The sequence below is a fragment of the Neomicrococcus aestuarii genome, from assembly GCF_014201135.1.
GTDB lineage: Bacteria > Actinomycetota > Actinomycetes > Actinomycetales > Micrococcaceae > Neomicrococcus > Neomicrococcus aestuarii.
This window is the reverse complement of sequence record NZ_JACHDR010000001.1, coordinates 1,468,840-1,495,295: the sequence shown is the minus strand read 5'-3', so window position 1 is coordinate 1,495,295 and position 26,456 is coordinate 1,468,840. Positions and strand designations below refer to the sequence as shown.

Below are 26,456 nucleotides of genomic sequence, written 5' to 3'. Positions count from 1 at the left end.
GAAATCGCTTTCGAGAAAATGTCCTTGCCCCCATCGTCTAGCGGCCTAGGACACCGCCCTTTCACGGCGGCGGCACGGGTTCGAATCCCGTTGGGGGTACGCAAGAACTGATTTTGCTAAAGGTAATTCCTCTGGTAAAGTTTTGGTCTTGTGAGCGAGTAAAAATCGTTCAAATGGCCCTGTAGCGCAGTTGGTTAGCGCGCCGCCCTGTCACGGCGGAGGTCGCGGGTTCAAGTCCCGTCAGGGTCGCTCTTTCTTCCAGAGCGATGGAAGACAGTACAAATGGCCGGGTAACCGGCCATTTGGCTCTGTAGCTCAGTTGGTAGAGCGTTCGACTGAAAATCGAAAGGTCACCGGATCGACGCCGGTCGGAGCCACTGAACCCCCGCGTAGCTTCTACATCGCGGGGGTTCAACTTTTAACTTCTCCGGGTAGATTCCCCATTTCTCTTTCTCACTTCTGCGGTTATCCCCGCCCAGCTCTATACCCCCATGGGGTAACGGTGCTAATCTGGAGTGGAGAGTTGGGAGGTGTGCGCCATGGCGGAAATGTCTAAAGTCTTGCTGACGGTCCTCCTGTTGCTCGCCCATTTCTTAGGCGCGGGTGCGGTTGAGCATGCCGCTGAGGGGCATTTGATTCCCCAATACGACGACGCCGCTGCCGCAACTTCGCATTCGCACCATTCCGCTGCCAGTGCATCTGCGAGTACAACCGCGAGCACTTCTGCCTCCGACGGACATAGTTGCTTATCCACCAGCTGTCCCATGCAACCCGTTGCCGACGCGTGGGTTGGATTCTCGGGATCTGTGAAAGAACCATGGTCGCCTAGCGCTGTGGTGCCCGAAACGGACTCGAAACCAACCTGGCGATTTTGTCAGCCCGTGGAGTGGAGTCCAGTTGAGGCCGCTGCGCTGCCGCCGGATCTGAAGAAACTCCGTATTAGTCGCACGTGAGTCCCGCGCGCGGGCGCCGCATGACTTTCATGCCGTGGTCCCGTCATATTGCCGAGCTCACACATGACTACACAGATAGGTCAAACTTCCATGAAAAACACCCAGAAGCGCCTTGGCGCGCTTGCACTTATTGCCGTCTCCGGTTCGCTGGTGTTGAGCGCTTGTTCCACCTCTACCAACCAGAGCATGAATCACTCCTCTTCGGGCCACATGATGGGTTCGAGCTCCAGCAGTTCCGCGTCCGGTGCCTCTTCGAGCACCGCCGACTTCAATATGGACGATGTCATGTTCACTCAGATGATGATTCCGCACCATCAGCAGGCCGTGGAAATGAGCGAGATCGTCCTTGCCAAGAGCGGTTTGAGCGATGAGATGACCACTTTGCTGAACAACATCAAGAACGCTCAAGGCCCAGAGATCGAAAAGATGGAGGGGTGGCTCGAGGACTGGGGCCAGCCGTCCATGATGTCTAGCCAGAGCGGCCACAACATGAACATGGACGGAATGGTGTCGGACGCCGGCATTCAGGAGCTCAAGGACGCGAACACGCAGGATGCTTCGAAGCTCCTCTTGGAGCAGATGATCGGTCACCATGAGGGCGCTATTGAGATGGCTGAGGATGAGGTTTCCGGTGGCCAGAACAAGGACGTCATTGCGTTAGCGCAGGACATCATCACCAGTCAGAAGGCTGAAATCACGCAGATGAAGAAGATGCTCGCGGCGATGAGTTAAAGAGATGCGTTAAAGAAAAGTGGTTCCTCGATGGCAAAGTTTCATAGCGCCATCGAGGAACCACTTTTCAGTTCAGGCCTTTGTTACTGCTCCAACCAAACGGCTGAATCCGCAGCAAGCTGACCCTCAAACACGGCCTCGTCGTGGGAGGCGAAGAGCACCGAAAGGCCCTCGGGCAGATCCACTGGAGTGCTCGAGGTGTTGGCCAGGAGCGTCACGGTTCCGTTCGTAAACGCGAGGATGCCATGCTCGGGCGCATTGAACTCAGCCCAGGCAAGCTCGCCGGTGCCCAGCCCACGCTCGCGTCGCGCGGCAAGCAGCGCACGGTACAGCTCAAACGTGGAGCCTTCCACGCCGACTTGGCGATCTGCTGCATAGTTGCGGTAGCTCTCCGGTTGCGGCAACCACGGTGAGTACGACGACGCAGCATCAGCAGGTGCCTCACTTGCGGTCGCTGCCACATCAAATCCGAAACCGGGTTGGGTGGAATCCCATGGCATCGGGATACGGCAGCCGTCGCGGCCGCGCTCTTCACCGTTGGTGCGGAAGAACGACGGATCCTGACGGAATTCGTGGGGGAGCGTAGTGTGCTCGGGCAAAGATAGCTCGTCGCCCTGGTACACGTACGAGGATCCCGGCAGTGCCAGCATGATCATCGCGGCGGCGCGACCACGGAGCCAACCCAGACGCTCGTCAGGCTGCTCGTCCTCTGCCGCAATACCCTTGGGGTACGTGGTTGGGTCGCTCAGGCCGAAGCGTGAAGAGTGGCGCACGGTGTCGTGGTTGGAGAGCACCCAGGTGGCTGGTGCCTGAACAACGGCGGCTTCGCGCAGAGTCTCATCCACGTTGGCGAAGATGCGCTGGGCATCCCACCCGGCGAGCAAGAAGCCGAAGTTGAACGCTTGCTGCATTTCATCGCTACGGACGTAGCGGAAGATGCGGGACATGGGCTCTACCCACGCCTCGGCTACCATCATGCGATCGCCATCGTACTTCGCGAGGACTTCATTCCACTCGCGGTAGACCTGGTGCACGCCCTCTTGATCGAAGTAAGGGGAGCCGGTCATCATGTTGCCGCTCGTGTCTACGGATTCGCCGGACACGAGGTCGGTGATTTCTTCGTCGACGAGTTCAAAGTGGCGGGACTCGGCGGTGCCGGAGTCAGGCGCAACGTTAGCTGCGGCGTCGTCGTGCTCCTCGCCGGCAACCATGGAAACCTTGTCGCGGTAATCCGGCAGCTCCGGGTGCTTAATGAGGCCGTGGGCAACGTCCACACGGAAACCATCCACGCCACGATCCAGCCAGAACTCCAGCACGGATTCCATCTCGGCGCGGACCTCTGTGTTGTCCCAGTTCAGATCCGGCTGGGTGGTGTCGAAGAGATGCAGGTACCACTGACCCGGCTTACCCGCATTGGGTCCGGCAACTTCGGTGACGCGAGTCCATGCGTCGCCGCCAAAAACGGACTGCCAGTCATTTGGTGCTTCGTCACCGTTTTCGCCCTTGCCATCGCGGAAAATGTAACGCTCTCGGGCGACCGATCCCGGCTCAGAGGCCAACGCTTCCTGGAACCACACGTGCTGGTCTGAGGTGTGGTTGGGTACAAGATCAACGATGACCTTGAGGCCTGCCTCGTGAGCGGTGGCAAGCATGGTGTCGAAGTCGGCCAAAGTACCGAAGCGCTCATCCACGTTGCGGTAGTCGGCTACATCGTAGCCAGCATCATTTTGTGGCGACGTATAAAAAGGAGAAAGCCAGACGGCGTCCACGCCCAAGTTCTTGAGGTACGGAATTCGGGAGCGCACGCCATTGAGATCGCCCATGCCGTCACCGTTGGAATCGGCGAAAGAGCGGGGATACACCTGATAAATGACCGCATCTTTCCACCAAGTGTGCGTTGACGTGCTGTTTTCCGTTGGGCTCACAAGAACTCCCTGATGATGAGGCGGTAAGAACAGGCGCCATGTCCCGCGGCAAACGCCGCAGAGATGGACCTTCAGACAAGTCTAACCATGAGGTGTAAACGTTTCCACTCGTACGGGCGTTCCACCGTTGGGGAAGCGTTATCGTTGTTTCATGTCCTCGGTGGCGGTGCCGTAGAACCACTCAATGTGAGACCGAAGTAGCCGCGCGGCGTCTTCCAATTGGTTGGACTCAAATGCGTCGAGAATCCCGTGGTGTTGATGGCGGAGTTCGGTGGCGAGGGGCAACCAGGCTTCGTCGGTCGTGATGGAATTAGCCACGTAATCGCGAACTGACACACGTACGGATTCCATCATGGCTTCCAACACAGCATTCCCGGAGAGCGATGTCAGCAGCACGTGGAATTGCGTGTCGAGTTCGTGGAAAACGTTTCTATCCAGTTTGGGGTCGTCCATTCTCGCCAACAGCTCATGAGCTTGAGCTAGCTTCGCGAGAGTTTCTGGACTGTCATCGATGACCGCTTCAAGTGCGGCACCGGTTTCCAAAATGATGCGGGTGCGGACAATCTCCTTTACGGCTAGTCCCCGTGAAGCCACATGCAGGCGGAGGGCGGCGGCCAGGCCCGCCACGGGCTCCGAAATGATGATGGTCCCAGAATTGGGGCCCGAACCCGTGGATGAACGGACCAGTCCCAGGACACCAAGAATGCGGATGGCATCCCGCACGGATGCTCGGGACAAATTGAACTCGGCCGCCATGGAGCGTTCGCTCGGGAGACGGTCGCCAATGCTTAGTTCGCCTGACCGAAGCTTTTGCTCAATCACCTCTAGAACCACTTCGTAGGCAAAGGATGAGCTCTCGCTTGATGATTCTCCCATTTGATTATTCTTTCACGCAGAGAGTGCCGGACCGAAGCCAAAGCAGGCCACGGTCCGGCACTCTACGACGCAGAAACTGCTCCGAGGACAAGCTTACGGAGTCGGAATCATCCACCCGAGGATCGGGGTGGACTGCAAGAAGACCAAGATGCACAGGACCAACAACATGCCGATGCTCCAGCCCACCACCTTGCGAAGAATCACGGCTTCCTTGCCATCGAGCTGAACAGCGGTTGCTGCAATAGCGAGGTTCTGTGGGCTGATGAGCTTACCCACCACGCCACCTGATGTGTTTCCGGCAACCAACAAGTTCGGATCAATGCCGGCATTCATGCCAGCGGTCTGCTGAAGTTTGGCAAACAGGGCGTTAGAGGAGGTGTCGGAACCGGTAACGGCCGTGCCCAACCAGCCGAGGATCGGCGAGAGGAACGCGAAGAAGGCGCCGGCGCCGGCAAGCCACGTACCAATGCTGACGGTCTGGCCGGAAAGGTTCATCACGTAGGCGAGTGCCAAAACCGAGACGATGGTGAGTCCGGCCCACCGCATGCGGTATAGGGTGCGGCCGATTTCTGCGAAAGCGTCGCCTACATTGAGAGCGTAGCGGCCCCCGCCGTTGTACTTCGAGTACACGAGCGCCACGATGATTCCGGTGATCAGCAACAAGGTGCCCGGGTTAGAGAGCCACTGGAATTTATACACCGTAGAAGAGACGGCATTTCCGGCCGCGTCCACGATGGAACCGTGCAGCAATGGCCACTGCACCAGAACATCGGTGGCAGAGAGAGCCTTTGGAATGTTCACGCCGAGCGTCCACAGCTTGGCGACACCAAAGATCACAATGACCAAGAAATACGGGAACAAAGCCAACCAGGTGCGCATGGGGGTGAGATGGTTTTCGTCGGACGAATGGGATGCGCCGGTGCCGGAAGCGCCCGAAGAACCGGAAACACCAGAGCCCACCTTCTGGGATTCAAGAGAAGAGGTGTGGGTGCAAATACGCGCACGCGCTTCGTCGCGGTTCTTGGGAGTCCAGAAGCGCAGCAACACCACGGCGGCACCGATGCCAACGAGGGCGGCCACGACGTCCGTGAGTTCGTAAGAGAAGTAGTTGGAGCACAAGAACTGCGCAACGCCGAAGGATGCACCAATGACCAAGGCGGCTGGCCAGCAGTCTTTAATGCCCTTCTTACCGTCGAGAAGGAACAGCAGGATCAACGGCACAATGAACGCCAAAAGAGGTGATTGACGGCCCACAATGGCACCAATGTGATCGGCCTGCAGGCCGGTGAGGGCTCCCGCCGTCGTAATGGGAATTGCCACGGCACCAAACGCAACGGGGGCTGTGTTGGAAATCAGCACAACGACTGCAGCGCGAAGCGGCGGAATACCCAGTGCCAACAGCATGGTGGCGGTAATCGCAACCGGGGCGCCGAAGCCGGCGAGGGCTTCCAAGAGGCCGCCGAAGCAGAAGGCAATCAGGATGGACTGAATGCGGACGTCGCCTTTGCCGATGACGTCAAAGACGCGGCGCAAGTCCTCGAAACGGCCGCTCAGAACGGTGACTTGGTAGAGCCAGACTGCCATGACCACAATCCAGAACACGGGAAACGCGCCGAACACGCCACCCATCACGCCAGACATGACGGCCATTTGCGCAGGCATATGGAACGCGAAGATTGCTACGGCAATGGCCACGACAAGCGAAATCAGGCCAGCGACGTGGGCTCGCGTCTTGACGACGGCGAGCAGCACAAAAAATGTGAGAAGCGGAATGACTGCAACGAGCGCCGAAATGAAGACGCTGCCTGCGACGGGATCCGTCACGGGGGTGAATGTTTCCATGTGAGGTCTTTCAAGCGATGATCGGGGGATATGGTCTGACCACAATGGTCTGACCACAAATATACCGCCTTTTTCGGAAAAGTGTGAGCCTTTTCACAAAATCGGCCCCAGACTAGAGAAGCTAGACGTATGACGGTGATCACTCTAGTATGGTCAGACCACATAAAAATGCCGGGATCCCTCAGATCTAGGCAGTGTCAGAAGAGGTCAACATGCGGATAGCACTGTTCAGCACGTGCATCGTGGATGCTATGTATCCAGCCACCGCGCGCGCCACGGTAGAGATTCTTGAGCGCCTAGGCCACACGGTCATCTTCCCGACCGGGCAAGCGTGCTGCGGTCAAATGCACGTCAACTCCGGCTACTTCAAAGATGCGCTCCCGGTAGTGCGCAATCACGTTGCGGCTTTTTCGCACGGTGATTACGACGTCGCCGTCGCGCCTTCCGGCTCTTGTGTTGCGTCAGTCAAACATCAGCACCCGATGCTGGCTCACCGCTGTGGTGACGCAGGGCTCGCGGCGGACGCCGAGGAAGTGGGCGCCAAAACCTACGAACTGTCTCAGCTGTTGACCGATGTTCTGGACGTCACGAACGCCGCCGAGCAGCTCGGTTCCTACTTCCCGCACAAGGTGACGTATCACCCGTCTTGTCACGGCATGCGTCTCTTGCGCTTGGGTGACCGGCAGAGAAACTTGCTGGAAAGCGTTGACGGACTTGAGTTTGCGCCGCTTCCTGAAGCTGATCAGTGCTGCGGCTTTGGTGGTACGTTTTCGATCAAGAATTCCGACGTTTCAACCGCCATGCTCGAAGACAAGGCGGATTCGATTGAGGCTTCCGGTGCCAGCCTGTGCGCCGGCGGCGACGCTTCGTGTCTCATGCATATCGGTGGCGGCCTCTCGCGCCGTGGCTCTCAAGCACGCACCGTGCATCTCGCGGAAATTCTCGCAAGCACCCGCGACAACCCGCTAGTGATTCCCGAAGCGCAAGGCGGCGTCGTCGTACTTAATGGAGGAACTCGATGAGCATCAACCTAGGAATTCCAGCCGTGCGTACTCGCGGCGAAGGCAACTTATTCGCCCATGAAAAGTTTCCGACCGCAGCGAAGCGCGAACTAAAGAACCAGCAACTGCGCGCGAACCTGCGCCATGCCACCCACACCATTCGCGACAAGCGCATCAACGTCGTCTCCGAGTTGCCGGACTGGGAGGACCTACGTGAATCCGGTTCGCGGATCAAGGAAAACGTGATGGCGCGTTTGCCGGAGCTACTTGAGCAGTTCGAGGCCGCGTTTACCGCGCGCGGCGGTGTGATCCACTGGGCGAACGACGCGACTGAGGCGAACGCGATTGTGACTTCGTTGATTCGTGCGACCGGTGAGACGGAAGTGGTCAAGGTGAAATCCATGGCTACACAGGAGATCGGGCTGAACGAACACCTTGAAAGCCTGGGCATCAACGCGATTGAAACCGATCTCGCCGAGCTCATTGTGCAACTGGGGCATGATCGGCCCAGCCATATTCTGGTGCCCGCAATTCACAAAAACCGCACGCAGATTCGTGATATTTTCCGTGCGGAAATTCCTAACGCCTCCCCTGACCTGACGGATAATCCAAAAGAACTCGCGGCGACGGCGCGTGCTTACTTGCGCGAGAAGTTCCTGAATGCGAAGGTGGCGATTTCGGGAGCGAACTTTGGAATTGCCGAGACGGGGACCTTGGGCGTGGTGGAATCTGAGGGCAACGGGCGCATGTGCCTGACGCTACCGGAAACGCTGATTACCGTGATGGGAATCGAGAAGATTCTGCCTCGCTGGGAGGACCTGGGTGTCTTTATGCAGCTGTTGCCACGGTCCTCGACCGGCGAGCGAATGAACCCGTACTCGTCTTTGTGGACGGGTAAGAACGGCCAAGATGGTCCGCAGAATATTCATTTGGTGATGCTGGATAATGGTCGAACACGTGCTTTGGCGGATAAGAACGGCCGCTCCGCGCTGCATTGCATTCGCTGTAGCGCGTGCATGAACGTGTGTCCGGTGTATGAGCGGACTGGTGGTCACGCGTACGGTTCCACGTATCCGGGACCGATCGGTGCAATCCTCTCGCCATTGCTCACGGGCATCACGGCGGAGGAGAATTCTTCACTGCCGTACGCTTCGTCCTTGTGCGGTGCGTGCTTTGATGCATGCCCGGTGAAGATCAACATTCCGGAGATCCTGATTGATCTGCGCGCTCAAGATGTTGAAGCGCAACATTCGGTACGGAAGGCGCCTACCGAGATGGATGTTTTGATGAAGGGTGCCTCGTGGGCGCTATCTTCCGGAACGCGCCTCAAGTTCTTGGAGAAGGGTTTGCCGGCGGGACGTTTGCTGGCGGGCAAGGACCAGAGGATTTCGTGGCTGCCGGGCATCGCGGGCGGCTGGACGAGTAGCCGCGACATTCCAGCGCCGCCACAATCCTCGTTTCGGGATCAGTGGGCGCAGCGCGAAAAGTTCCAAAAGTCGCAGGGGCCTCAGCTATTTCAGCAGTCTCAAGCGTCTCCAAAGCCAACCGGAAAGCAAGGGGAGTGACAATCGTGGGTGCAAAAGAAGACATCTTGAGTCGCGTGCGGGTGGCCTTGCAAGGCGATGCGCCAGTTACTGATATTCCGCGAGATTACCGCCAGTCCGGAACCATGAACCAGGAGCAACTCATTGACCATCTCACTGACCGCTTAGTGGACTATAAAGCAGAAGTGAAAGTTGTTCTGGCAACCGATCTTCAGGGGGCCATCGCGGAGTTTTTGGCCAATGCCCGTTCTGTGGTGGTGCCGCATGGTTTGGACGCTCAGTGGATTGCTGGGGTTGCTGACGCGGACGTCGTGACGGATTCCTCAGAGGCTCCAGTTCCGGTTGACCAGTTGAATGCAACGGATGCGGTGCTGACTTCGAGTGCGGTCTCCGTGGCGGAATCTGGGACCATCATTTTGGACGGAACGCCCACCCAGGGCCGGCGCGCCATCAGCCTAGTCCCCGATCAGCACGTGTGCGTGGTGCCAGCATCCACCATCGTGGAAATCCTGCCGGAAGCCTTGCCGCGCCTTCAACCAAGCCACCCGCAGACCTGGATTTCGGGGCCGAGCGCCACGAGCGATATTGAGCTGGAGCGTGTTGAAGGCGTGCACGGACCGCGGCGATTGAGCGTGATTATTGTGGAGGACGCTTAGTTACATTCAGCCCTTAGTTACTGCGCGAAATTCCGCGTACGCTAAGCCACCGGCTCATATACCGCCGGTACGCGAGCGTGGCCGTGGTGACGTCCTTGTCCTCGATGGCTCCTAGCCAATCGCGCAGGTCGCGGGACGAATCATCCGGCCATACGTACTGCGCGAGCTTGCCGTAATCCACTTCAACAATCGAGTCCTTGGAGAACCGGCCAAGCCACCGGGACAAATCCGTCAGGTCGTCAAAGAGGTCCACTTGCGGTGCGTGAAGGGCCATGGATGCGGCCGTGTACGTGAGCCGCGCGAGGGCCTGACTCATCGGAACCAACACGCGGGCGCCGGTGATGTCGCCGTTGAGGCCGTGCTGGGGATCGTGCGTGGCTTCAACCACGGTCACGTCTTCGGCTGGATCAATGAGCCAAAACCAGGTGGTGGGAATGCCCCAGGTGGACTGCTGCGAGTACAACCCTTCGCCGAACGCGGCGGAATCTTGCTCAGCCTCTTCCGCCGGAGTTTCTGCGCCCAACGTCTCATCCGTGATTGGGGCGGACGCCGAGTGTTCCCGCAAGAAATCGTCCAAGCTTCGGCCAAAGTAGTCCGCCGCACGCATCGAGAAACTCTCGCGTGCAGGCACCGGAATGATGGCCTCGCGCACGGATGGCCGCATCTCATCGTCAAAATACGCGCACGCCAAAGCCACGCGCTCCGTCAACTGCGAAGGACAGTAGTAGGACGTGAAGCCGCCTTCTTCCGTGGGGTAACTGACGGCACGGTACGGGCTGTCCAGTTTCTTCGGAAACGGATCCACGTCCGGTTGAATCGACCGTTGCATGGCCTCTTCGCGCTCCGCCGCATCAATCTGCTGATTGGTGAGATCCGGGCGCGCCAGAATTTTGGCTTGCTCGCCCGCGGGAAATGCTTCGAGGCGCTCGTAAATCCGCAAGCTCGCCACAGGAACAGCGAACTCGTGGCGGAAGGACGGTTTGGGCTCGATTATTCGCTCAATTCCACGATGACCGGGGCGTGGTCAGAAGCGCCCTTGCCTTTTCGTTCTTCGCGGTCAATCTCGGCGTGCGTCACGGATGCTGCCAGCCCGGGGGAGCCCAGCACAAAGTCGATGCGCATGCCTTCCTTCTTCGGGAAGCGCAGCTGCTTATAGTCCCAGTACGTGTAAACGCCGGGGCCAGGAGTAAACGGCCGCACCACATCTTTGAAACCGGCGTCGTCAATGAAAGCGTAAAACGCATCGCGCTCTGGCTTGCTGACGTGGGTCAATCCTTCGGAAAGGAAGTACTCAATGTCCCACACGTCGTCATCCTGCGGGGCAATGTTGAAGTCGCCCATAAGCGCAATCTTCGCGGCAGGATCCTCAGCTACCCAGGACTTCGCGTGGTTCTTCAACGTATCCAGCCACTGCAGCTTGTAGGGCATGTGCTCGTCATCGAGCGCGCGGCCGTTGGGCACGTACAAGCTCCAGATGCGCACTCCGCCGCAGGTGGCACCAATCGCACGGGCTTCCTGGATGGGATCCACGCCGCCCTTGCCGAACACTGGCTGATCAGCGAACGTGCGCTCGACGTCATCGAGGCCCACGCGGGAGGCGATGGCCACACCGTTCCACTGGCTTAGGCCGAAGTGGGCGACCTCGTAGTCCATGCGCTCGAAGAGATCCCATGGGAAATTCTCGTCTTTGCACTTGGTTTCCTGAATCGCCAAGACGTCCACATTAGAGCGCTCCAACCACGCCTCAACGCGGTCAGCGCGGGCGCGCAACGAATTCACATTCCAGGTAGCAATCTTCACCTGTCTAACCTATCAAGACGGGTGAGCCGATCTGGTCCGAATGTGGTTTGTTCGCGCCCAGCGCGTACTGACGAGGAACTATTCTTTCCACCACGAGTCAAAGATCGTGACCGGAGTGGTGCGCTTGTGGCGCGAACGCAGGTACTTCGTCTCGATCGCATCGGCGGCGGTCTCCGGAATCTCGCGACCTTCGAGGTAATCGTCGATGTGGTCGTACGTGATGCCGAGTTCGTCTTCATCCGTGCGGCCGGGCTTGGTGTCCAGAAGATCCGCGGTAGGGACCTTCTTCCACACAGGCTCGGGGGCGCCGAGGTGCTCGAGCAGTTGACGGTTTTGGCGTTTGTTCAGGCCGAAGAGCGGGAGGATGTCGGCTCCGCCGTCGCCGAACTTGGTGAAGAATCCGGTGACGGATTCGGCGCCGTGGTCGGTTCCTAGCACCAAGAGGTTGCGTTCGCCGGCGAGCGCGTACTGCGCCACCATGCGCAAGCGCGCCTTGATGTTGCCCTTGTTGAAGTCCGTGATTTCGCGGCCCGTGGTGGCGCTGAATTCTTCCATCATGGCGTCCGTGCCGGGCTTGATGTTGAACGTCCATTCGGTTTTAGCGGCGACGAAGTCCATGGCGGCTTGCGCATCGGCTTCGTCCTGCTGGATGCCGTGGGGGAGGCGGACGGCTACGAAGTCGGATTCGACACCGCGCTTCGCGAGTTCCTCGACGGCCATTTGGGCGAGGCGTCCTGCGAGCGTGGAGTCCACGCCGCCGGAAATTCCCAGCACAAATCCGTTGGTGTGGGTCGCTTGCGCGTAGTCCGCGAGGAACGCGACGCGGCGGGCTACTTCAGTTGCTGGATCGATGGAGGGCTGCACGCCCATTTCGGCGATGATTTTCGCTTGCAATTCACGCATGCTCTTAGCCTAGCGCCGGTTGGTTTCAGATAGATGACGACGACGCAGCTTGGGTCAGGCTCTTGACCTTGCGCTCGACAGGTGCTTTAGTTAGTTACATGAGTAATGAACCAATGAAGGAAGGTGATGCGCAATGACGGAATCCGCACCGATCTTCATTCAGCTCAGCCGCTCGATTGAAGAAGGCATTCTGGACGGGCTCTATCCGGAAGAGACCCAAGTGCCCTCAACCAACGAGTTCGCCAGTTTTATGCGCATCAATCCCGCGACGGCGGGCAAAGCACTTAACCGACTAGTCGACCAAGGAATTCTGTACAAGAAACGAGGCATCGGCATGTTTGTAGCTACCGGCGCTCGCCAGCAGCTCGTCCAAGAACGCCGCGACGCCTTCACCGCGGCCTACATAGAACCACTCGTCTCCGAAGCGCAGCGCTTAGGCATCCCGGCAGATCAATTGCAATCCATGATCGCCGCCACAGCATCCACCACCCTTGAAGGAGCGACCTCATGACCTCCCCAAGTACTACACCTGAGACCCCCGCCATCACCTTGCGCGGACTCACCAAGAACTTCGGCAAAACCAAGGTCCTGCGAGGCCTTGATGTTGAAATCCAGCCCGGCACCATCGTGGGACTCTTTGGCCGCAACGGCGTGGGCAAAACCACCTTGATGAGCATCTTGAGTAATCAAGAGCGTCCCACCAGCGGCGAAGCTCTCATCTTCGGCGAACCCGTGTGGGAGAACCCAGAGGCGCTGAGCCAGATCTGCTTTATTCGTGAGAACCAGAAGTACCCGGATGAATCCGCGCTCAAGCACGTACTGCGGGCTGCAGCGAACTTCTACCCGAATTGGGACAACGAGCTCGCAGACCACATCAAGGGACGCTTCCGTCTTCCAGAAGGCACCCAAATCAAGAAGTACTCACGCGGCCAGCTCTCCGCGCTGGGCATTCTCATTGGTCTGGCATCCCGTGCGCCTGTCACGTTCTTGGATGAGCCGTACTTGGGCCTAGATCCCACGGCGCGTGACATGTTCTACGACCTCCTCATCGAGGACGTAGGGGAGAGCCCGCGAACAATCGTCTTCTCAACGCACGTCATCGACGAAGCCGCCAACCTCTTCGAGCGCGTGATCGTGCTGGACGAGGGCGAGATCGTGCTGGATATGAGAGTTGAAGAAGCTACCGAGTCTGCCTATAACATCGCAGGTCCGGCGCTCGCAGTCGATGAGCTGACGCGCGGCCTCAAGGTCTTGAAAGTAAGGATGCTCGGCGGTCTCAAGTCCGCCACGGTATCCGGGCAAGTAACGGCCGATCTCGCCGAAGCGGCAAGCGCCGCGCGGCTTGAAATTAGTCCCGTATCGCTACAGGACCTCGTTTCCGCGCTGGGCCACCGCGAGGACACGTCCTCTCTGGAACCTCGCGGCAACTCAACTGATTCGAATCCCAACCGTCAGGTGAAGGAGCTTTCCCGATGAGTACTTCAACACTTTCGCTCACCGCAGCCACCCCATCCACGAGCGAGCGCATCCTTCGCGTGGTGAAGCTCCAGCTTGTTGATAAGAAGCAACAGATTCTGGTCCCTGTGTTAATCACTGCGGCGGGAATCGTGATTTCGGTGATTGTTGGCGAGCTCATCAAATTGGCCGGCGCCCCGGCGGGCGCCGTGACTGAAGGCATGCGAAACAATCAGGCCGCGCTGTGGATCCTGTGCGGTTACTTCATTTCGCTTGGCGCCCTCATGTACTCGCGTTCGCTCCCGTTTGCGGTAGCCCTTGGCTCTACGCGGCGCGAGTATTGGCTGGGCACCACCCTCACACTTCTGGTGGCAAGCGTGGGCCTCGCAGTGGCGTCCACTCTTCTCCTGGGCCTCGAAAAGCTCACGAATGGTTGGTTCACCGGAACGCGGATGTATGACACCTACATCATGGGCGATGGCAACTACGGCTACGCGTTCCTCATGGGGTTCGTGATCAGCGCGCTGTCTTTGCTGGCCGGTAACTTTTTTGCCGCAATTTACTTGCGGTGGAAGTCGGCGGGAGTGACGTACTCGATCATCCTCATTGTCCTTGCCCTCCTGGGCGTGATCGCCGCGGATATAGGTCTACAGATCAACGTTTTCGGCTGGTTGGATGAGAACATTTACCTCCACGCCAGCTACGTGAGCGTGGTTCTGATGGTGCTCCTGAGCGCGGGCACGTGGTTAGTGGTGCGCAACGCTCCTATCGGGCGCTAAAGCGAGCTGCGTCGTCGTACTTCTCAGAAATTACGACGACGCAGCTCGCGTTTACTGCGCGGGTGCGGCTTGGCCTTCTCGGTAGCCGAGGTTGCCCGCCATAGTGCGCAAGGTCGCTACGGTGGTTTCGAAATCTGCCGGGGCTACGTTTTCGCTTGCGGAGGTGCGGATGCCTTCGACGATCTCGGTGAGACGTTCAAGACTCAACGCGCCGCGTTCCGTCAGCGTAAACGTGTGCCCCTCTTCGAGGACCCACCCGGATTCAACAAGTTCGGCAAGGTGCTCGGACGGGGTCCGTGGCTCGCCATCGGGCACGGGATCGCCGAAGAACGGCGACAACGCTTCGGTGAGTTCGCCTCCGGACGCGGTGCCGTTACGCAAATGATTCAGCAGCATCCACTGACGGCGCGTGACGCCGTGCTCTTCGAGGGCGTCTTGAAAGCGCTCGGTGATCAGTGAATCTACGAGTTTGACCCAGTATCCAATCGGTTGTTCGCTCATAGTGTCAGCCTAGTCACTATGAGCCCGCTTGTGGGGTGGTTTGGGTTTACTTCTCGAGGCCGAGTTCTTCGCTCGAGAACGCGTAGATGTAAGGGACGCCGGCTTCTTCTTCGATGCGTTCCTTGGCGCCGGTGTTGCGGTCAACGATGACGACGACGGCCTGAATCTCGCCGCCAGCCTTGCGAACACCCTCAACTGCGGTGAGCGCGGAACCGCCCGTGGTGGAAGTATCTTCGACGATCACAACCTTGCGGCCCTCAACGCTCGGGCCTTCTACCTGACGGCCCATGCCGTAGGACTTCTGCTGCTTGCGGACTACGAACGCGTCGATCTCGCGGTCAGCCTCGCGGCCGGCGTGCATGATGGCGGTGCCCACGGGGTCGGCGCCCATCGTGAGGCCACCGACGTTCGTGAACTCGATGCCCTTTTCATCGAGCAAGTGCAAGAGCACGCGGCCCACCAAGATGGAAGCCTCGTGGTGCAGGGTGATGCGGCGGAGGTCAACGTAGTAGTCGGCCTCATTGCCCGAGGACAAAATGACCTTGCCGTGGACAACGGCGAGTTCTTTAACGAGTTCCAGCAAGCGGGCGCGGTCTTCAGCGAAAGTCATGACTCCGAGTTTAGTGGGTGTGCGGCCGGGCCTCGTGGTTTGCGCAGAAGGAGGACAATAGATGTCATGATGCGCACCATGTTCAGTTCCAAGATCCACCGAGCCACGGTTACGCACGCCGATTTGCACTACGTAGGATCCGTGACGGTTGACCTCGATCTCCTCGACGCCGCCGACATCCTGCCGGGCGAGCTGGTGTCCATTGTGGACGTCACCAACGGCTCCCGTCTGGAGACCTACACAATCGCCGGCGAACGTGGCTCCGGTGTTATCGGCATCAACGGTGCTGCCGCCCACCTCGTGAACGTGGGAGACCTCGTCATTCTGATCGCCTACCAGAGCATGACAACCGAGGAAGCACGCGCCTTCGAACCGAAGGTGGTTCACGTGGATGAGCGGAACCGGATCATCGAACTGGGCTCCGATCCTGCTGAGGCCCTGGCCGAAGGACTTTCGCGTCCGCCGTACGCCGTTCACTGAAATCTCACACCACACAAAAATCTTCTCCATAGCCCAGTCAAAGGAACGCGCGCGATTCTTGATCTATAGCCGGTGAAACTCACCGGTAAAGAAGGAGAGATATGAAAGCGCGAAAGATTGCTTTGGGTGCAGCCGGCTTGGCGACCGTCGCGGCAGCAGTAACCGGCGGAGTGGGAGCAAGCATGGCGTACGCCGATGCGAGCGAATCCTCGTCCGGGTCCTCCGCTAGCTCATCCGCCACGGCTGAATCAGACAAGGCCGAGGCCGGTAAGGGCCGCGGACAGCACACGCACACCGAGGTCACCGGCGACGAAGCCACCAAGGTCACGGACGCTGTGAAGGCGCAGGATGCTGACTTCGTGGCCGAGAAGGTCCTCAAGGATGAAGACGGTTCCTACGATGTGATCGGTACCAGCGGCGAAGACGACGTGAAGTATGACGTCAGCTCCGACTTGGCCACTGTTACAAAGAGCGAACGAGGCCCCGGCGGCGGTCGTCATGGCGGCGGCCCAGGCTTCGATCACGAAGAAGTCACCGGCGATGACGCCACCAAGGTTTCCGAGGCCGTCACCGCCAAGGATTCCGCGGTCACCGTAGAGAAGGTCTTCAAGAACGACGACGGATCCTACGTAGTTGCCGGAACCAAGGACTCCGAGCGCATTATGTTCAAGGTCAGCTCAGACCTCGGCACCGTGGAAGAACTCGAACGTCCTGAAAAGGGCGAGCGACCTGATGGCGAACGGCCAGAAGGCGGTCATGGTCCAGACGACTCGAGCGACTCAGATGATTCCAGCGACTCAACAGATTCCAGCGAAGATGAGTCTTCGGAATCTGCTGAATCCTCAGGATCTTCAGAACCCACGACGAGCTCCTAAGACTCCACGTTGCCCCGGGAATGGACTGAGTGTTCCTGGGGCAACGCGGTATTTAAGAGAAAATTAGAGCCACTTGTTGTGCTTGAAAATGGCCCACAAACCAAAACTCAAAACAAACATCAAGCTCAGCGCAAGCGGGTAACCGGCCACCCATTGAAGCTCCGGCATGTGGTTAAAGTTCATGCCGTAAATACTGCCAATCAGGGACGGTGCAAAGAGGATTGCAGCCCATGAAGAGATCTTCTTCATCTGCTCGTTCTGTTCCACTCCCGCCTCGGCGGAACTCTGCGAAGACAGCGTCGAGGAGAGTGACAAAGCGTTGGTCAGCAATGACTTCATCTGCACCACGCGCTCATTGATGCGCATGATGTGGTCGTGGACGTCGCGGTAATGGCGGTCCAACTCAATAATTCGCTCATGCTCACGGGTCTCTGCCTCTGAAACCGGGCCAGACGTCGTCGTACTGCGCAAAAAATCCCTTTCCCGGAACTCAAGGAACGGATTTGAATCGCTCGCTTCGCCAGTAATCCTGCGACGCAACAGCGAGACCACGCGCTCAAGCGGGGCAGTAGCACGCTGGAACTCCACGACCTCACGGAATAGCTCGTAAATACGACGCGAGACATGGGCATTGCCCGTGAAAAGCTCCGCTTCAATCTCTTCGATGTCTTTCTCGAGGCCATCGGCGACAGGTTCGTACTCGTCCACCACTTGGTCAAGAATCGCGTACAAGATCGCGGGCGGACCCATGGTCAGCAGGTCTACCTCCTCCTCCATGCGATGCCGCACGGGGGAAAGCTCCGGAACCTCTGCCTGACGCACCGTGATCACAAAATCCGGTCCGACGTAGACGTGCAGCTCGCCGAATTCGACCTTTTCCACATCATCGAGGTAGCGGGCCGGCCGCAACACCACGAACGTGTGTTCGCCGTACTGGTCCATCTTTGCGCGCTGATGAGACTCGAGAGTGTCCTCCACAGCGAGCTCGTGAAGGTCGAATTCCTCGGCTACTTCGTGAATCTCATCGGGGGTGGGACGGTAGAGCCCCATCCAGCACACGCCATCTTCGGCGTGCATAATCTCAAGCGTCTGCCGGAAATCATCCGGCGTGGGAATGCGCTTTCCCTGAACGTAAATCGCGTGGTCAACAATGGGCATAAGCACATCTTGTCACGCGTTCCGGAGGCACGCTCGGGGCACGGCGTGGGAGAATTGATAATTGTGAATTCAGTTGAGAACGCTCCCGAGCCAGAATCGCACGAGCCGCAGGAACCTCAGGAACCGCAGCACGAAGTGGGCGTGGGGCCGTGGGAGGGCGAGTGGCCGACCGGAGATCGCTGGGATCCGGAGCTTCTCGAAAATGGCGACCGCCGCAACGTTCTGGACCAGTACCGCTACTGGAAGCACGACGCGATCGTCGCCGAACTCGATTCTCGCCGCCACGAATTCCACATTGCCATCGAGAACTGGCAGCACGATCTCAACATCGGCACCGTGGTCCGCACCGCCAACGCGTTCCTCGCGAAAGAGGTCCACATCATTGGCCGCCGCCGCTGGAATCGTCGTGGCGCCATGGTCACGGACAAGTACCAGCACATCCGCCATCACCCCACCGTCGATGATTTCGTTGCGTGGGCGCAGGCCGAGGGGTACACGATCATTGGCATCGATATTTTCCCGGATTCCGTGCCGCTTGAGACCTTTGATTTGCCGAAGCGTTGCGTTCTGGTCTTCGGGCAAGAAGGTCCGGGGTTGAGTGCTGAGGTGCACGACGCCGCAGCCGCCACTTTGTCGATCGAACAATTCGGTTCAACGCGGTCTATGAACGCTGCGTCTGCCGCCGCCATCGCGATGCACGCGTGGATCCGCCGGCATGTTTTCAACCAGCACGTTTCTTAAGGCCTGAAACGCCACTGTGCAGTGACTAGTTGTTTCGCTCTTCCCATGGGCCGTAGCGTCGTTCGTAGTCGGCCAGGATTTCCGCTGCAATTCGGCGTTCCAAGGTCACTTGTGGGCTCGTCTCGACTTGCACTCCAGTAATCGTCTGCTGTGGTTCATCAGCGACCTTGGAGTTTCTACGGTTGAGCGCGCGCCAAAATTTGAATCGGCCCGACTTGCGTGCGGTTGCGGTCTTTCGATGAGAAATCGTGGACATAGCGTTCCTTTATGTTGACTCCATTATCCATTCGGCAACGCTTCCCGGCTAGCCTTCAACCGTAGAAGCAACTTCCTTGGAAACGATGACCAAAATTCGTTTCTCGAGGGTCCAGCCCGCACGATTCCACCATTCATCTCGGACCGCATTCGTTCGGCGGCCTCTCGAGACGTGCCCCGACGAGTGCTCGCCGTTTAAAGGGTGTGGGTGTTCAAGCCTCCCGCGGCAACCCGCCACGCGCGATCAACCCATGCATCAAACATCGCATGCGCGCCTGCGACATCAGGGCCGTAGTGCCCGAAGACCTCGGCCGAAACTCCGCCCATGATCAGGTTCCAGGCAGCGAGAACGTTCATGATCAGCTCGGGGGAGACGTCCTGTAAGAAGTCAAAGTAGTCCGTGAACAGACCTTCCACCGCGGCGGTATCCAAAAGATCGGTGGATTCCATGTACTTGCCGGATTTATGAAGCTGCTGGTCAATGAAGGCCTGCATGTCTGCGCCGAGCCGTGCGAGCAAGAGGAAGACGCGCGTTCCCGCCTCCAGCGTTCGGGTAGGTGACGCCTTGAACCCTGGAACCGGTGTGCCATAGATCAGCCCGAACTCGTGAGGCTTGGCCAGCGCCCACTTGCGAAGTGAGGTGGCGAGCGCGCGAAAACGTCCTTCGAAATCGGATCGATCTACGCGGGCTTCAGCTTTCGTAACGTCCGTTGAGAGGGACGTAAAGGACTCGACGATGAGCCGCGTGAGCAACTCGTCTCGGTTCTCGATGTAGCGGTAGAGCGCGCTCGGAGTCATCTCGAGTTCCTTGGCGATCGACCGCAAAGACAACGCCGGCGCACCCACTTGCGTTAGGTGACGCTTCGCGATGGCGAGGATCTCAGACTCGATCGCCGCGCGGTTCCGCTCGCGAATTCCCTGCGCCGTTTTGGGTGCGCGGGAGCGCTTTTCTGCGCGAGTTCCACCGTCTGAATCCATGCGAACAAGCATCTCAAAACAGATCACCATTCACAACCGTGACACCCGTTGACAATGCAGCATATAGAGTGAACACTGTTCTCGAATCTAAACATAGTTCTCGGCGAGTAGGAAACGCAGAAAACCCGCCACTTAGGAGCCCACCGTGTCCCGAATTCTGATCCTCGGAGCGGGCGGAATTGCCCGCGAAACTGCAGCCGAACTGCTCTCTCGCAACCACGACGTCACCGTAGGCTCTCGTTCCGGGAAGTGGCGCGGCGGCGTCGTACTGGATGAAGCAAGCCAAGAAATCATCCCCGAGCGGTACCAGCTACTGAAGAACGCCGAGCACCGGGTGCTTGATGCTTCGCATGCGGGACAGCTCACCGAAGCCAGCGCCGGATTCGACGCGATCGTCAACGCGATGAACCCCGCGAACTACGGCGAGTGGGCGAAGACCTGGCCACCCATCAACAAGACGGTCCTCGCTGCGGCGTCCCACCACGGCCTCAAGCTGGTCATCACCGGCAACCTCTACGGTTACGGCAAGGTGTCCGCGCCCATGACCGAGTCCACGCCGCTTCGGCCCAATGGCACCAAGGGCGCGGTCCGCGTGCAGATGTGGGAGGACGCGCTGGCGGAGCATCGGGCGGGGAATCTTCGGGTGGCGGAGGTGCGTTCCTCCGATTACCTTGGCGTCGACATCGCAGACCAAAGCTACCTCGGCAGTTTCCTGATCAAGCCGGTGTCGCACGGTAAAACCGCATGGCTGCCGGTGGGCCGCAAGAACGCGCCGCACACCTGGACGTCAGTTCGCGACGCGGGGCGGCTGATAGCTCGGATTGCGGAGCTGGAGCACGACGACGCAGCGTGGGGACACCCTTGGCATACGCCGAGCGCGCCTGCGGTGAGTTTCCAACTGGTCGCTGAGCAGGTGGCTCAGATGACGGGCCATGTGGCGCGCGTGCGCGAAGTGCCTGCCCGTGCTATTAGGGCGGCATCGCTTTTCGTGCCGATCTTGCGCGAACTCAAGGAGACGAAGCACCAGTTTGAAGAGCCGTTCGTGATGGACGATTCCGCAGCGCGGGAGTACTTCGGGATGAGCGAGACGCCGTGGAAGGAAACGTTGCGGGAGGTCGTGGGGAGTTTGGGGTAATGCGGCTGGTGGCCAGCGCGGAATCGTAGTGATTGTTGCAGACGTGCGGGAAAGAGCCGGCTGATCATCGCGTCACTCGTAGCCATAGTTGCGCGCCGAAGTGTCTGGCGAAGTTGACGGGCGACCGAGTGTAGCGATTGTTGCGTTTCACGCGGATCGCGCCACTGAAATCGTAGCTATAGTTGCGGGTTCTTTGGCTGGAAAACCCGCTCGTTTGCCTACATGTAGCTGGAGTTGTGTGATCGTAGTCTCTGAACGTACGATCACACAACAATCCCTACGATGCACCGTGGGTGGGGTTGCGCCAGCCCTCGCTACACCCGCACTAGGTGTGGCCCAAGATCGGCGACGGATCCGGCGCCCATGAGCTGCATGGTCACTTCCATTTCCTTGGCCAACAGCTCAATCGTTCGGGAAACACCTTCGCGTCCGCCGGCCATGAGTCCGTACAAGTATGCCCGGCCGATCAGCGCAAAGTCAGCGCCCAAGCACAACGCCGCGACGATGTCCGCGCCGGACATGATGCCCGAATCCAGGATGATCTCCACAGAAGAACCTGCCTCGGCGCGGACCTCCGGAAGAGCTCGCAGAGACACAGGCGCGCGATCCAACTGTCGACCGCCGTGGTTGGACACCACCAGCCCGTCAGCTCCAACATCCAGTGCACGGCGCGTATCTTCGGCCGTCAGGATGCCTTTCACAAACAGCTTTCCAGGCCACACGGAGCGGACCCATTCGAGGTCTGACATGGACAGCGTGGGGTCAAACATCGAGTTGATGATGGATGGCAAGTCCGCGCTGGACCCGGACAAGGACGCGAAGGTCAGCGGGTCTGTGGTGAGGAAGTTGAACCACCACTCGGGCCGGTAAGACGCATCCACCACGGTCTTCAGCGTGAGCTTCGGCGGGATGGTCATGCCGTTGCGGGTGTCGCGCAGGCGCTGCCCTGTGCGACAGGCGTATCCACGGTGACCAGCAAGGTGTCGAAGCCGGAGTCGGTTGCCCGCTTCAGCAAGTCCAGTGACCGCTCGCGGTCCTTCCACAAGTACAGCTGGAACCAACGTCGTCCACCTGGTGCGGCCTCGGCCACTTGCTCGGGCGAACGCGTGCCCATCGTGGACAGGGTGAACGGAATCCCGGCGTCGCGAGCGGCTACCGATCCGCCGTCTTCACCCTCCGAGTGCATGAATCGCGTGAACCCAGTGGGCGCAATGCCGAACGGAAGTGCAGAGTGTCCGCCAGCGATCGTCGTCGTAAGGTCCACGGAACCCGTGCCATGCAGGATGCGCGGCAGGATTTCTACCGCGTCGAAAGCGGCGCGCGTGCGGGCCACGGTGATTTCGCGCTGGGCGGCGCCGTCGACGTAATCGAAGGCTGGCTTGGGGGTTCGACGCTTCGCGATCGTGCGCAGATCCCACACGTCGGCGGCCTTCGCAAGCCTGGCTTCGCGGCTGAACGAGGGGCGCTCAAACTGCATGAGCGGGCGCAGTTCGCTGACTTTGGGGAAACGGCGGTTCACGTGGACTCCTTGCATCGGGTTCAATTCCTAGATTACGACGACGCAGCTACAGTCCCGCTGTGATCCTTGAGTCGGTTGCCCGCAAGCGCAAGATCTGCGAAGGATCCGTGGGTGCCGAATCCGCGGTGAGGACTGGCGCGGTGGAGAGCGGCAAGGACAGCACCTCTGCGGCCTCGCTTCCGGCGAGGTCAAACACAGTTTCGGCCGGAATTCCTGCGTGTACCAGGACAGCAAGTTCTTCGAGCAGGCTGTACCCGGGGCAACTCGTCAAGAGCGGGCTACGGCTCGCAGGCAACAACCGCAGCCCCGCGTCAACGGCGTGCGCGGCAGCGGCAAGCATCTTTTGCCAGCCCACCTCGGCTTCGGCCAGTTGCTGAGACTTGGGCTGCTCGATCCCGGCGAACTTCGAGAGCGAACGGCGTCCACTCAGGTAACCGCCCGCCCGGCGCATATCGGCGACGTGTCGGACGTGCGGGAGGATCGCTTCGATCCGGTCCAGGTGCGCGGCCGTGAGCGCTTCCTTGATGAACACGCTGCGGCGAAGCGCCAGAAACTCACTGGTCAGAGCCACATTGTGTTCGGCGAGCCAGGCAACGCGGGCCGCAATCGCCCGTTCGTCGGCTCGCGCCCACGCTTGCAATACCTCGACCGGCGTCAGATTGGACGTGGACATCGAAGGACCCGAAGCGCCAAGCCGGGCAACCGCGAGCCACGGAAACGAATCCACAACGTGCAGCCCGGCAGACACCGCCACATCAACGGCGGTGGCCCCGCGAGCGGAGATTCGCGCGTTCGGATGCCGCTTCCGCGCTTGCCCCGCCCAATAAGCGAGGCAAGCCGCGGACTCGGTCTTGAACATGAGCGTGGGCGCGTCGGGGTCGAACGCGGTCGCAATTCCCAGTGCAGCATCGAGGGCGGTTTCACTGAGTACGACGTCGCCGTCCCCCAGTGGGGTGCCTTCCACCAGTACCAGCCCGGTGTGGTGGACGTGGGTTCCGTGGGGCTCGGGACCGGGTCGCGATGAGGGGCCGGGTGTTTGCTCCGACGAACCCCGACTGAGTTCGCGTTGCCGCAGGTTCGCGGTCACGGAACTGCCGACGTCTCGGACGCCGACCACCCCGAACTCGGCCCACAGTTCGGCGAGCGCGCGTTGGGCTAGATCCGGTGCGTCGAGCGAGGATTCGCGGTAGCCGGTGACGGTGACGGAGGCGTCGATCAGCCCGTGGCTGACCCAGGGAGCATTAGGTGGAGACGGCATCGGAGGGCTTCTTTCGTGCGGACTTTCGTGAAGATGACGGCGCCCTAAATTGGCGAGCAACCAACCATTGGTATCCCCAGTGGGCGAGGATAACGGGGATCATGCCTCCTACAATTGCTGCGGCTCCGAACGATAAGCCCAGTAACAGTTTCCCGAGGATCGCTGGCCAACCAAACGCCAGGTGAGAGACCGCGTAGGTTCCGGCTTGCAGTGCGAAGGCGGGCCAAAACAAGGCGGTCCCGATAGAGGCCACCAGCACGGTTCCGCGGTAGAAAAACTCTTCCGCGCTTCCGGTCCAGACGGACAGCGCTCCGAAAAGCAGCGGTTTTTTCGCCACATCGCCGACTTCTTGCAGGCTCTCCGCGGCAGTCGGAGCTTCAAACCCTAAGAAAGACAGCCCGGCGGATTCGGCTGCGCGCCGTTTGCGCGCCACGCTCCACCGCTTGAGTCGGCCCTCCAGAGTGAAGGCGACAACCGCCGAGATCAGCGCGATCACCAACCCGGTGGCCACGTTTCCGAAACCGCCAAAGAGCCCTGCACCGAACACCAGCTTGTCCGCGAGCATACCCGGCGACGCGTACGACGGCCATAAATACGCCAACAAATACGCGCCCAAAGCCAAACACGCGGCGCCTAGGATGACGGGCATGATCACCACGCTGTGACGCCGCAACGGCGGATACACCATGAGCGCAATACCGGACGCGCCCATGGTCATCAGCACCGCGACGCACGCGAAGATCAGCTCGTTCATCGTTGACGCGCCAACAGTGGGGTAGCCACTTCACCCATCCCCATTAACAGCGAAACGTAAGTGTCTGCGCCGTCGTACCCTAAAAGTGAGTTGATCGCTTCGTCGAAGAATCCGGCAACCGCGCACGCCCCCACCTGTGAGGCCCACGCGGACAGGTAGAGGGACTGGACCGCGGCGCCCATATCAATGTGCCCAATGCGGTACCCGCGGGTGTGATATTTCCACTCGCTCTTCTCCGCACGGCCCGCGATCGCGAGCACGATTGGCGCATACAGCAGCCACTCGGATTCGAACGTGACCTCTTGCAGCCCCAGCCGCAGATCACCCACAATTTTCGGGACCAATTGGTGCCCCACCTGGTCATAGACGTAGTACCCGGGGGCCACGCCTTCCACTTTTTGTACGACGATGCCTACCTCGAACGCGCTCAGCCCACCCATGGAGGGGTAGGGGAAGAGGGGGAGGTCGCGGACGCCGTAGCCGTCCTCGGTATCCACTTTGCCCAGCGCGGTGCCGAGGACGGTTCCGAGAGTTTGAAGGCTCATGGGCTGCGGTGCGAACGAGCGTTGCGATCGGCGCGAGGTGAAGATTTCGTCCAGGTCAGCGTCGCGTTCGCGGTCCGGCGCAGGCAACGCGATGGCGGCCTCGTCCGTGGCGGGGCGAATGTACTTCATGAGGTTCACGGGCAACTGCATGCTCGAGTTTTCCGCTGTGAAGAACTCGTTGACGGAGCGCACAAACACGCGGTGCAGGATCTGTCGGAGGTTGGGGTCTTCGTGGTTCGCGGCGAGGTCCTCGATGGAGGACGCAAACTCGTCGAGCGCGCGGCGGGCCTCCGGGCCCAAGTCCTCGAGCTTGGCGGCGACAGCAGGGTCAATCCCGGGCGCCTTGAGTTTGAGGTCAACGTCAACGCTCATGAGTGGGCTCCTTCAGGGCTCGTGGGGGCGGGGTTTTGCGTGGGCTGCGGAGCGACGCGGACGATGGCGCACAGGGCGCGGCTCACGCCGTCGCACGCCAGCTCCTGATTGAGCGGGGTATCCAGAAATTGGTCCACCACAATGGCACGACGACGCTCGCTCAAGGACGCACGAATCATTCCGGAGGCCGCCATGCCGGCGGCCTGGTGGGCGGCCCGGGAGGTGCGCTGCCCGTGGACGAAGCTCAAGCGGGCGAACGCGCCAACGAGGAACACCACGGATTCGAGATTCTCCGGGGATGCATCCCACGGGAGCGCATTGGCGAGCCGTTCTTGCGCGGTCTCGGTGAGGAGACCTTCGAAGATCAAGCCGGGACGACCGGCGACTTGGCGCCAGAGAGCGCCGTCGATCACCACGAGGGCGTCGATGCCAAAAAGCGCGCCCACCGTGACCGGATCCTGCCAGCACGCTGACATGACGGACTCTAAGTTGTCCGTGTCATGCCACGTGCGCGCCCAGCGGGTCTTGGCTTCTTTGACGCGGTCGAAACCTTCGGCCGCGGTGGTCATGAAGTATTCGCGGATCCACTGCGCTTCGTCGGCGCTCGGAAGACGCTTCAGGAGGGCAGGCGTCAGGATCGAATCCAGCTGATAGCGCTCCGACGCGTCACCGCGGATGTCGCTGAGCCGGCTGGTGGCCGCGAGGATGGTGTCCTGATCAAGCTCGGTCACCGTGGTGGGTGGGACAAGGGTCTGTTCGAGCATTCGGTAAATGTGCTCTTGATGCAAAGTAGTGCGCGCGCGCATGAG

General features: G+C 59.8%; 26 protein-coding genes, 3 tRNA genes and 1 pseudogene. 14 read left to right on the top strand and 16 right to left on the bottom strand.

The window, feature by feature from the left end:
• The first annotated feature begins 26 nt into the window (after positions 1-26).
• The 4 genes from HD598_RS06665 (at position 27) to HD598_RS06650 (ending at position 1,685) form a co-directional block, all read left to right on the top strand.
• Positions 27-99 (top strand) — tRNA-Glu (locus HD598_RS06665).
• Positions 100-175: 76 nt separating this feature from the next.
• Positions 176-249: transfer RNA gene (locus tag HD598_RS06660), tRNA-Asp, on the top strand.
• A 55-nt stretch (positions 250-304) separates the two neighbouring features.
• A tRNA-Phe gene (locus HD598_RS06655) sits at positions 305-377 on the top strand.
• Positions 378-1,043: 666 nt separating this feature from the next.
• Entirely contained in the window at positions 1,044-1,685 is a 642-nt protein-coding gene (locus tag HD598_RS06650; RefSeq protein WP_183664693.1) for a DUF305 domain-containing protein, read from the top strand.
• Positions 1,686-1,768: 83 nt separating this feature from the next.
• Here the strand turns inward: HD598_RS06650 and HD598_RS06645 are convergent, their stop codons facing one another.
• The 3 genes from HD598_RS06645 to HD598_RS06635 all read right to left on the bottom strand — a co-directional run bounded on the left by HD598_RS06645 (position 1,769) and on the right by HD598_RS06635 (position 6,328).
• On the bottom strand, positions 1,769-3,610 hold the full coding sequence (locus HD598_RS06645) for a glycoside hydrolase family 13 protein (protein WP_311538976.1): 1,842 nt from the start codon (positions 3,608-3,610) through the stop codon (positions 1,769-1,771).
• Between the two features lie 138 nt (positions 3,611-3,748).
• The gene (locus HD598_RS06640) at positions 3,749-4,486 is read right to left on the bottom strand and encodes a FadR/GntR family transcriptional regulator (protein WP_183664691.1); all 738 of its coding nucleotides are present in this window, start codon (positions 4,484-4,486) and stop codon (positions 3,749-3,751) included.
• A 93-nt stretch (positions 4,487-4,579) separates the two neighbouring features.
• Complete coding sequence (locus HD598_RS06635; protein WP_183664689.1) at positions 4,580-6,328, bottom strand: L-lactate permease; 1,749 nt, start codon at positions 6,326-6,328, stop codon at positions 4,580-4,582.
• A 212-nt stretch (positions 6,329-6,540) separates the two neighbouring features.
• Between HD598_RS06635 and HD598_RS06630 the strand changes: the two genes are divergently transcribed.
• The 3 genes from HD598_RS06630 to HD598_RS06620 are packed head-to-tail and all read left to right on the top strand — an operon-like array spanning position 6,541 to position 9,529.
• Complete coding sequence (locus tag HD598_RS06630) at positions 6,541-7,350, top strand: (Fe-S)-binding protein (protein ID WP_071894350.1); 810 nt, start codon at positions 6,541-6,543, stop codon at positions 7,348-7,350.
• The gene (locus HD598_RS06625; protein WP_183664688.1) at positions 7,347-8,894 is read left to right on the top strand and encodes a lactate utilization protein B; all 1,548 of its coding nucleotides are present in this window, start codon (positions 7,347-7,349) and stop codon (positions 8,892-8,894) included. The genes HD598_RS06630 and HD598_RS06625 overlap by 4 nt, the downstream gene beginning before the upstream one ends.
• 2 nt (positions 8,895-8,896) lie before the next feature.
• A complete protein-coding gene (locus tag HD598_RS06620) occupies positions 8,897-9,529 on the top strand; it encodes a LutC/YkgG family protein (protein WP_157103342.1) in 633 nt (210 codons plus the stop codon).
• A gap of 13 nt (positions 9,530-9,542) precedes the next feature.
• Here HD598_RS06620 and HD598_RS06615 read toward each other — a convergent pair whose 3' ends face one another.
• From HD598_RS06615 to nadE, 3 genes are all read right to left on the bottom strand, one after another.
• On the bottom strand, positions 9,543-10,478 hold the full coding sequence (locus HD598_RS06615; RefSeq protein WP_183664686.1) for a hypothetical protein: 936 nt from the start codon (positions 10,476-10,478) through the stop codon (positions 9,543-9,545).
• 41 nt (positions 10,479-10,519) lie between these two features.
• Entirely contained in the window at positions 10,520-11,329 is an 810-nt protein-coding gene (locus HD598_RS06610) for an exodeoxyribonuclease III (protein ID WP_183664684.1), read from the bottom strand.
• A gap of 78 nt (positions 11,330-11,407) precedes the next feature.
• Positions 11,408-12,232 (bottom strand): ammonia-dependent NAD(+) synthetase, encoded by an 825-nt coding sequence (gene nadE / locus HD598_RS06605; RefSeq protein ID WP_183664682.1) that lies wholly within the window; start codon positions 12,230-12,232, stop codon positions 11,408-11,410.
• A 133-nt stretch (positions 12,233-12,365) separates the two neighbouring features.
• Between nadE and HD598_RS06600 the strand changes: the two genes are divergently transcribed.
• Genes HD598_RS06600 through HD598_RS06590 form a run of 3 tightly spaced genes read left to right on the top strand, consistent with a single transcriptional unit; the run spans position 12,366 to position 14,466 of the window.
• A complete protein-coding gene (locus HD598_RS06600; RefSeq protein ID WP_183664680.1) occupies positions 12,366-12,743 on the top strand; it encodes a GntR family transcriptional regulator in 378 nt (125 codons plus the stop codon).
• Positions 12,740-13,708: an ABC transporter ATP-binding protein gene (locus HD598_RS06595; protein ID WP_183664678.1), complete on the top strand. Its 969-nt coding sequence runs from the start codon at positions 12,740-12,742 to the stop codon at positions 13,706-13,708. Before HD598_RS06600 ends, HD598_RS06595 begins: the two co-directional genes overlap by 4 nt.
• On the top strand, positions 13,705-14,466 hold the full coding sequence (locus HD598_RS06590) for a hypothetical protein (protein WP_183664676.1): 762 nt from the start codon (positions 13,705-13,707) through the stop codon (positions 14,464-14,466). Before HD598_RS06595 ends, HD598_RS06590 begins: the two co-directional genes overlap by 4 nt.
• Positions 14,467-14,517: 51 nt before the next feature.
• Here HD598_RS06590 and HD598_RS06585 read toward each other — a convergent pair whose 3' ends face one another.
• Both HD598_RS06585 and pyrE read right to left on the bottom strand, forming a co-directional pair.
• Complete coding sequence (locus HD598_RS06585) at positions 14,518-14,967, bottom strand: MarR family winged helix-turn-helix transcriptional regulator (RefSeq protein ID WP_183664674.1); 450 nt, start codon at positions 14,965-14,967, stop codon at positions 14,518-14,520.
• A gap of 46 nt (positions 14,968-15,013) precedes the next feature.
• Positions 15,014-15,577 (bottom strand): orotate phosphoribosyltransferase, encoded by a 564-nt coding sequence (pyrE, locus tag HD598_RS06580; protein WP_071894341.1) that lies wholly within the window; start codon positions 15,575-15,577, stop codon positions 15,014-15,016.
• 66 nt (positions 15,578-15,643) lie between these two features.
• Here pyrE and panD point away from each other — a divergent pair, with 66 nt between their 5' ends.
• On the top strand, positions 15,644-16,057 hold the full coding sequence (gene panD / locus HD598_RS06575; RefSeq protein WP_183664672.1) for an aspartate 1-decarboxylase: 414 nt from the start codon (positions 15,644-15,646) through the stop codon (positions 16,055-16,057).
• A gap of 101 nt (positions 16,058-16,158) precedes the next feature.
• Positions 16,159-16,932: a hypothetical protein gene (locus HD598_RS06570; RefSeq protein ID WP_183664670.1), complete on the top strand. Its 774-nt coding sequence runs from the start codon at positions 16,159-16,161 to the stop codon at positions 16,930-16,932.
• Between the two features lie 63 nt (positions 16,933-16,995).
• On the opposite strand, the gene HD598_RS06565 is transcribed toward HD598_RS06570, so the two are convergent.
• Entirely contained in the window at positions 16,996-18,090 is a 1,095-nt protein-coding gene (locus HD598_RS06565) for a magnesium and cobalt transport protein CorA (protein WP_183664668.1), read from the bottom strand.
• 135 nt (positions 18,091-18,225) lie between these two features.
• On the opposite strand from HD598_RS06565, the gene HD598_RS06560 reads away from it, so the two are divergent.
• Positions 18,226-18,831 (top strand): TrmH family RNA methyltransferase, encoded by a 606-nt coding sequence (locus HD598_RS06560; RefSeq protein WP_409366199.1) that lies wholly within the window; start codon positions 18,226-18,228, stop codon positions 18,829-18,831.
• 25 nt (positions 18,832-18,856) lie between these two features.
• Here HD598_RS06560 and HD598_RS06555 read toward each other — a convergent pair whose 3' ends face one another.
• Both HD598_RS06555 and HD598_RS06550 read right to left on the bottom strand, forming a co-directional pair.
• Positions 18,857-19,087 (bottom strand): hypothetical protein, encoded by a 231-nt coding sequence (locus HD598_RS06555; RefSeq protein WP_183664664.1) that lies wholly within the window; start codon positions 19,085-19,087, stop codon positions 18,857-18,859.
• Between the two features lie 194 nt (positions 19,088-19,281).
• On the bottom strand, positions 19,282-20,064 hold the full coding sequence (locus HD598_RS06550) for a TetR/AcrR family transcriptional regulator (RefSeq protein WP_183664662.1): 783 nt from the start codon (positions 20,062-20,064) through the stop codon (positions 19,282-19,284).
• Positions 20,065-20,209: 145 nt separating this feature from the next.
• Here HD598_RS06550 and HD598_RS06545 point away from each other — a divergent pair, with 145 nt between their 5' ends.
• Positions 20,210-21,199 carry an NAD-dependent epimerase/dehydratase family protein gene (locus HD598_RS06545; protein WP_183664660.1) on the top strand — a complete coding sequence of 330 codons (990 nt, stop codon included), beginning with the start codon at positions 20,210-20,212 and terminating at the stop codon, positions 21,197-21,199.
• A gap of 314 nt (positions 21,200-21,513) precedes the next feature.
• On the opposite strand, the pseudogene HD598_RS06540 reads toward HD598_RS06545, so the two are convergent.
• The 5 genes and pseudogenes from HD598_RS06540 to HD598_RS06520 form a co-directional block, all read right to left on the bottom strand.
• Positions 21,514-22,733, bottom strand: a pseudogene (locus tag HD598_RS06540) (alpha-hydroxy acid oxidase).
• Between the two features lie 31 nt (positions 22,734-22,764).
• A complete protein-coding gene (locus tag HD598_RS06535) occupies positions 22,765-23,976 on the bottom strand; it encodes a hypothetical protein (protein WP_183664657.1) in 1,212 nt (403 codons plus the stop codon).
• Positions 23,960-24,730 carry a CPBP family intramembrane glutamic endopeptidase gene (locus tag HD598_RS06530; protein ID WP_183664655.1) on the bottom strand — a complete coding sequence of 257 codons (771 nt, stop codon included), beginning with the start codon at positions 24,728-24,730 and terminating at the stop codon, positions 23,960-23,962. The genes HD598_RS06535 and HD598_RS06530 overlap by 17 nt, the downstream gene beginning before the upstream one ends.
• Positions 24,727-25,647, bottom strand: a complete 921-nt coding sequence (locus HD598_RS06525) for a SagB/ThcOx family dehydrogenase (protein ID WP_071894332.1) — start codon at positions 25,645-25,647, stop codon at positions 24,727-24,729. The genes HD598_RS06530 and HD598_RS06525 overlap by 4 nt, the downstream gene beginning before the upstream one ends.
• Positions 25,644-26,411, bottom strand: coding sequence for a hypothetical protein (locus tag HD598_RS06520; protein ID WP_183664653.1), 768 nt, complete (start codon positions 26,409-26,411; stop codon positions 25,644-25,646). The genes HD598_RS06525 and HD598_RS06520 overlap by 4 nt, the downstream gene beginning before the upstream one ends.
• Positions 26,412-26,456 lie beyond the last annotated feature (45 nt).

What these genes read in the sequence shown, in the direction of transcription:
- HD598_RS06650 (WP_183664693.1), top strand. Translation starts at nt 1,044, where the DNA reads ATGAAAAACACCCAGAAGCGCCTTGGCGCGCTTGCACTTATTGCCGTC.
- HD598_RS06640 (WP_183664691.1), bottom strand. Translation starts at nt 4,486, where the DNA reads ATGGGAGAATCATCAAGCGAGAGCTCATCCTTTGCCTACGAAGTGGTT.
- HD598_RS06635 (WP_183664689.1), bottom strand. Translation starts at nt 6,328, where the DNA reads ATGGAAACATTCACCCCCGTGACGGATCCCGTCGCAGGCAGCGTCTTC.
- HD598_RS06630 (WP_071894350.1), top strand. Translation starts at nt 6,541, where the DNA reads ATGCGGATAGCACTGTTCAGCACGTGCATCGTGGATGCTATGTATCCA.
- HD598_RS06625 (WP_183664688.1), top strand. Translation starts at nt 7,347, where the DNA reads ATGAGCATCAACCTAGGAATTCCAGCCGTGCGTACTCGCGGCGAAGGC.
- nadE (WP_183664682.1), bottom strand. Translation starts at nt 12,232, where the DNA reads ATGCGTGAATTGCAAGCGAAAATCATCGCCGAAATGGGCGTGCAGCCC.
- HD598_RS06600 (WP_183664680.1), top strand. Translation starts at nt 12,366, where the DNA reads ATGACGGAATCCGCACCGATCTTCATTCAGCTCAGCCGCTCGATTGAA.
- HD598_RS06595 (WP_183664678.1), top strand. Translation starts at nt 12,740, where the DNA reads ATGACCTCCCCAAGTACTACACCTGAGACCCCCGCCATCACCTTGCGC.
- HD598_RS06590 (WP_183664676.1), top strand. Translation starts at nt 13,705, where the DNA reads ATGAGTACTTCAACACTTTCGCTCACCGCAGCCACCCCATCCACGAGC.
- HD598_RS06585 (WP_183664674.1), bottom strand. Translation starts at nt 14,967, where the DNA reads ATGAGCGAACAACCGATTGGATACTGGGTCAAACTCGTAGATTCACTG.
- pyrE (WP_071894341.1), bottom strand. Translation starts at nt 15,577, where the DNA reads ATGACTTTCGCTGAAGACCGCGCCCGCTTGCTGGAACTCGTTAAAGAA.
- panD (WP_183664672.1), top strand. Translation starts at nt 15,644, where the DNA reads ATGATGCGCACCATGTTCAGTTCCAAGATCCACCGAGCCACGGTTACG.
- HD598_RS06570 (WP_183664670.1), top strand. Translation starts at nt 16,159, where the DNA reads ATGAAAGCGCGAAAGATTGCTTTGGGTGCAGCCGGCTTGGCGACCGTC.
- HD598_RS06565 (WP_183664668.1), bottom strand. Translation starts at nt 18,090, where the DNA reads ATGCCCATTGTTGACCACGCGATTTACGTTCAGGGAAAGCGCATTCCC.
- HD598_RS06555 (WP_183664664.1), bottom strand. Translation starts at nt 19,087, where the DNA reads ATGTCCACGATTTCTCATCGAAAGACCGCAACCGCACGCAAGTCGGGC.
- HD598_RS06550 (WP_183664662.1), bottom strand. Translation starts at nt 20,064, where the DNA reads ATGGATTCAGACGGTGGAACTCGCGCAGAAAAGCGCTCCCGCGCACCC.
- HD598_RS06535 (WP_183664657.1), bottom strand. Translation starts at nt 23,976, where the DNA reads ATGCCGTCTCCACCTAATGCTCCCTGGGTCAGCCACGGGCTGATCGAC.
- HD598_RS06530 (WP_183664655.1), bottom strand. Translation starts at nt 24,730, where the DNA reads ATGAACGAGCTGATCTTCGCGTGCGTCGCGGTGCTGATGACCATGGGC.
- HD598_RS06525 (WP_071894332.1), bottom strand. Translation starts at nt 25,647, where the DNA reads ATGAGCGTTGACGTTGACCTCAAACTCAAGGCGCCCGGGATTGACCCT.
- HD598_RS06520 (WP_183664653.1), bottom strand. Translation starts at nt 26,411, where the DNA reads ATGCTCGAACAGACCCTTGTCCCACCCACCACGGTGACCGAGCTTGAT.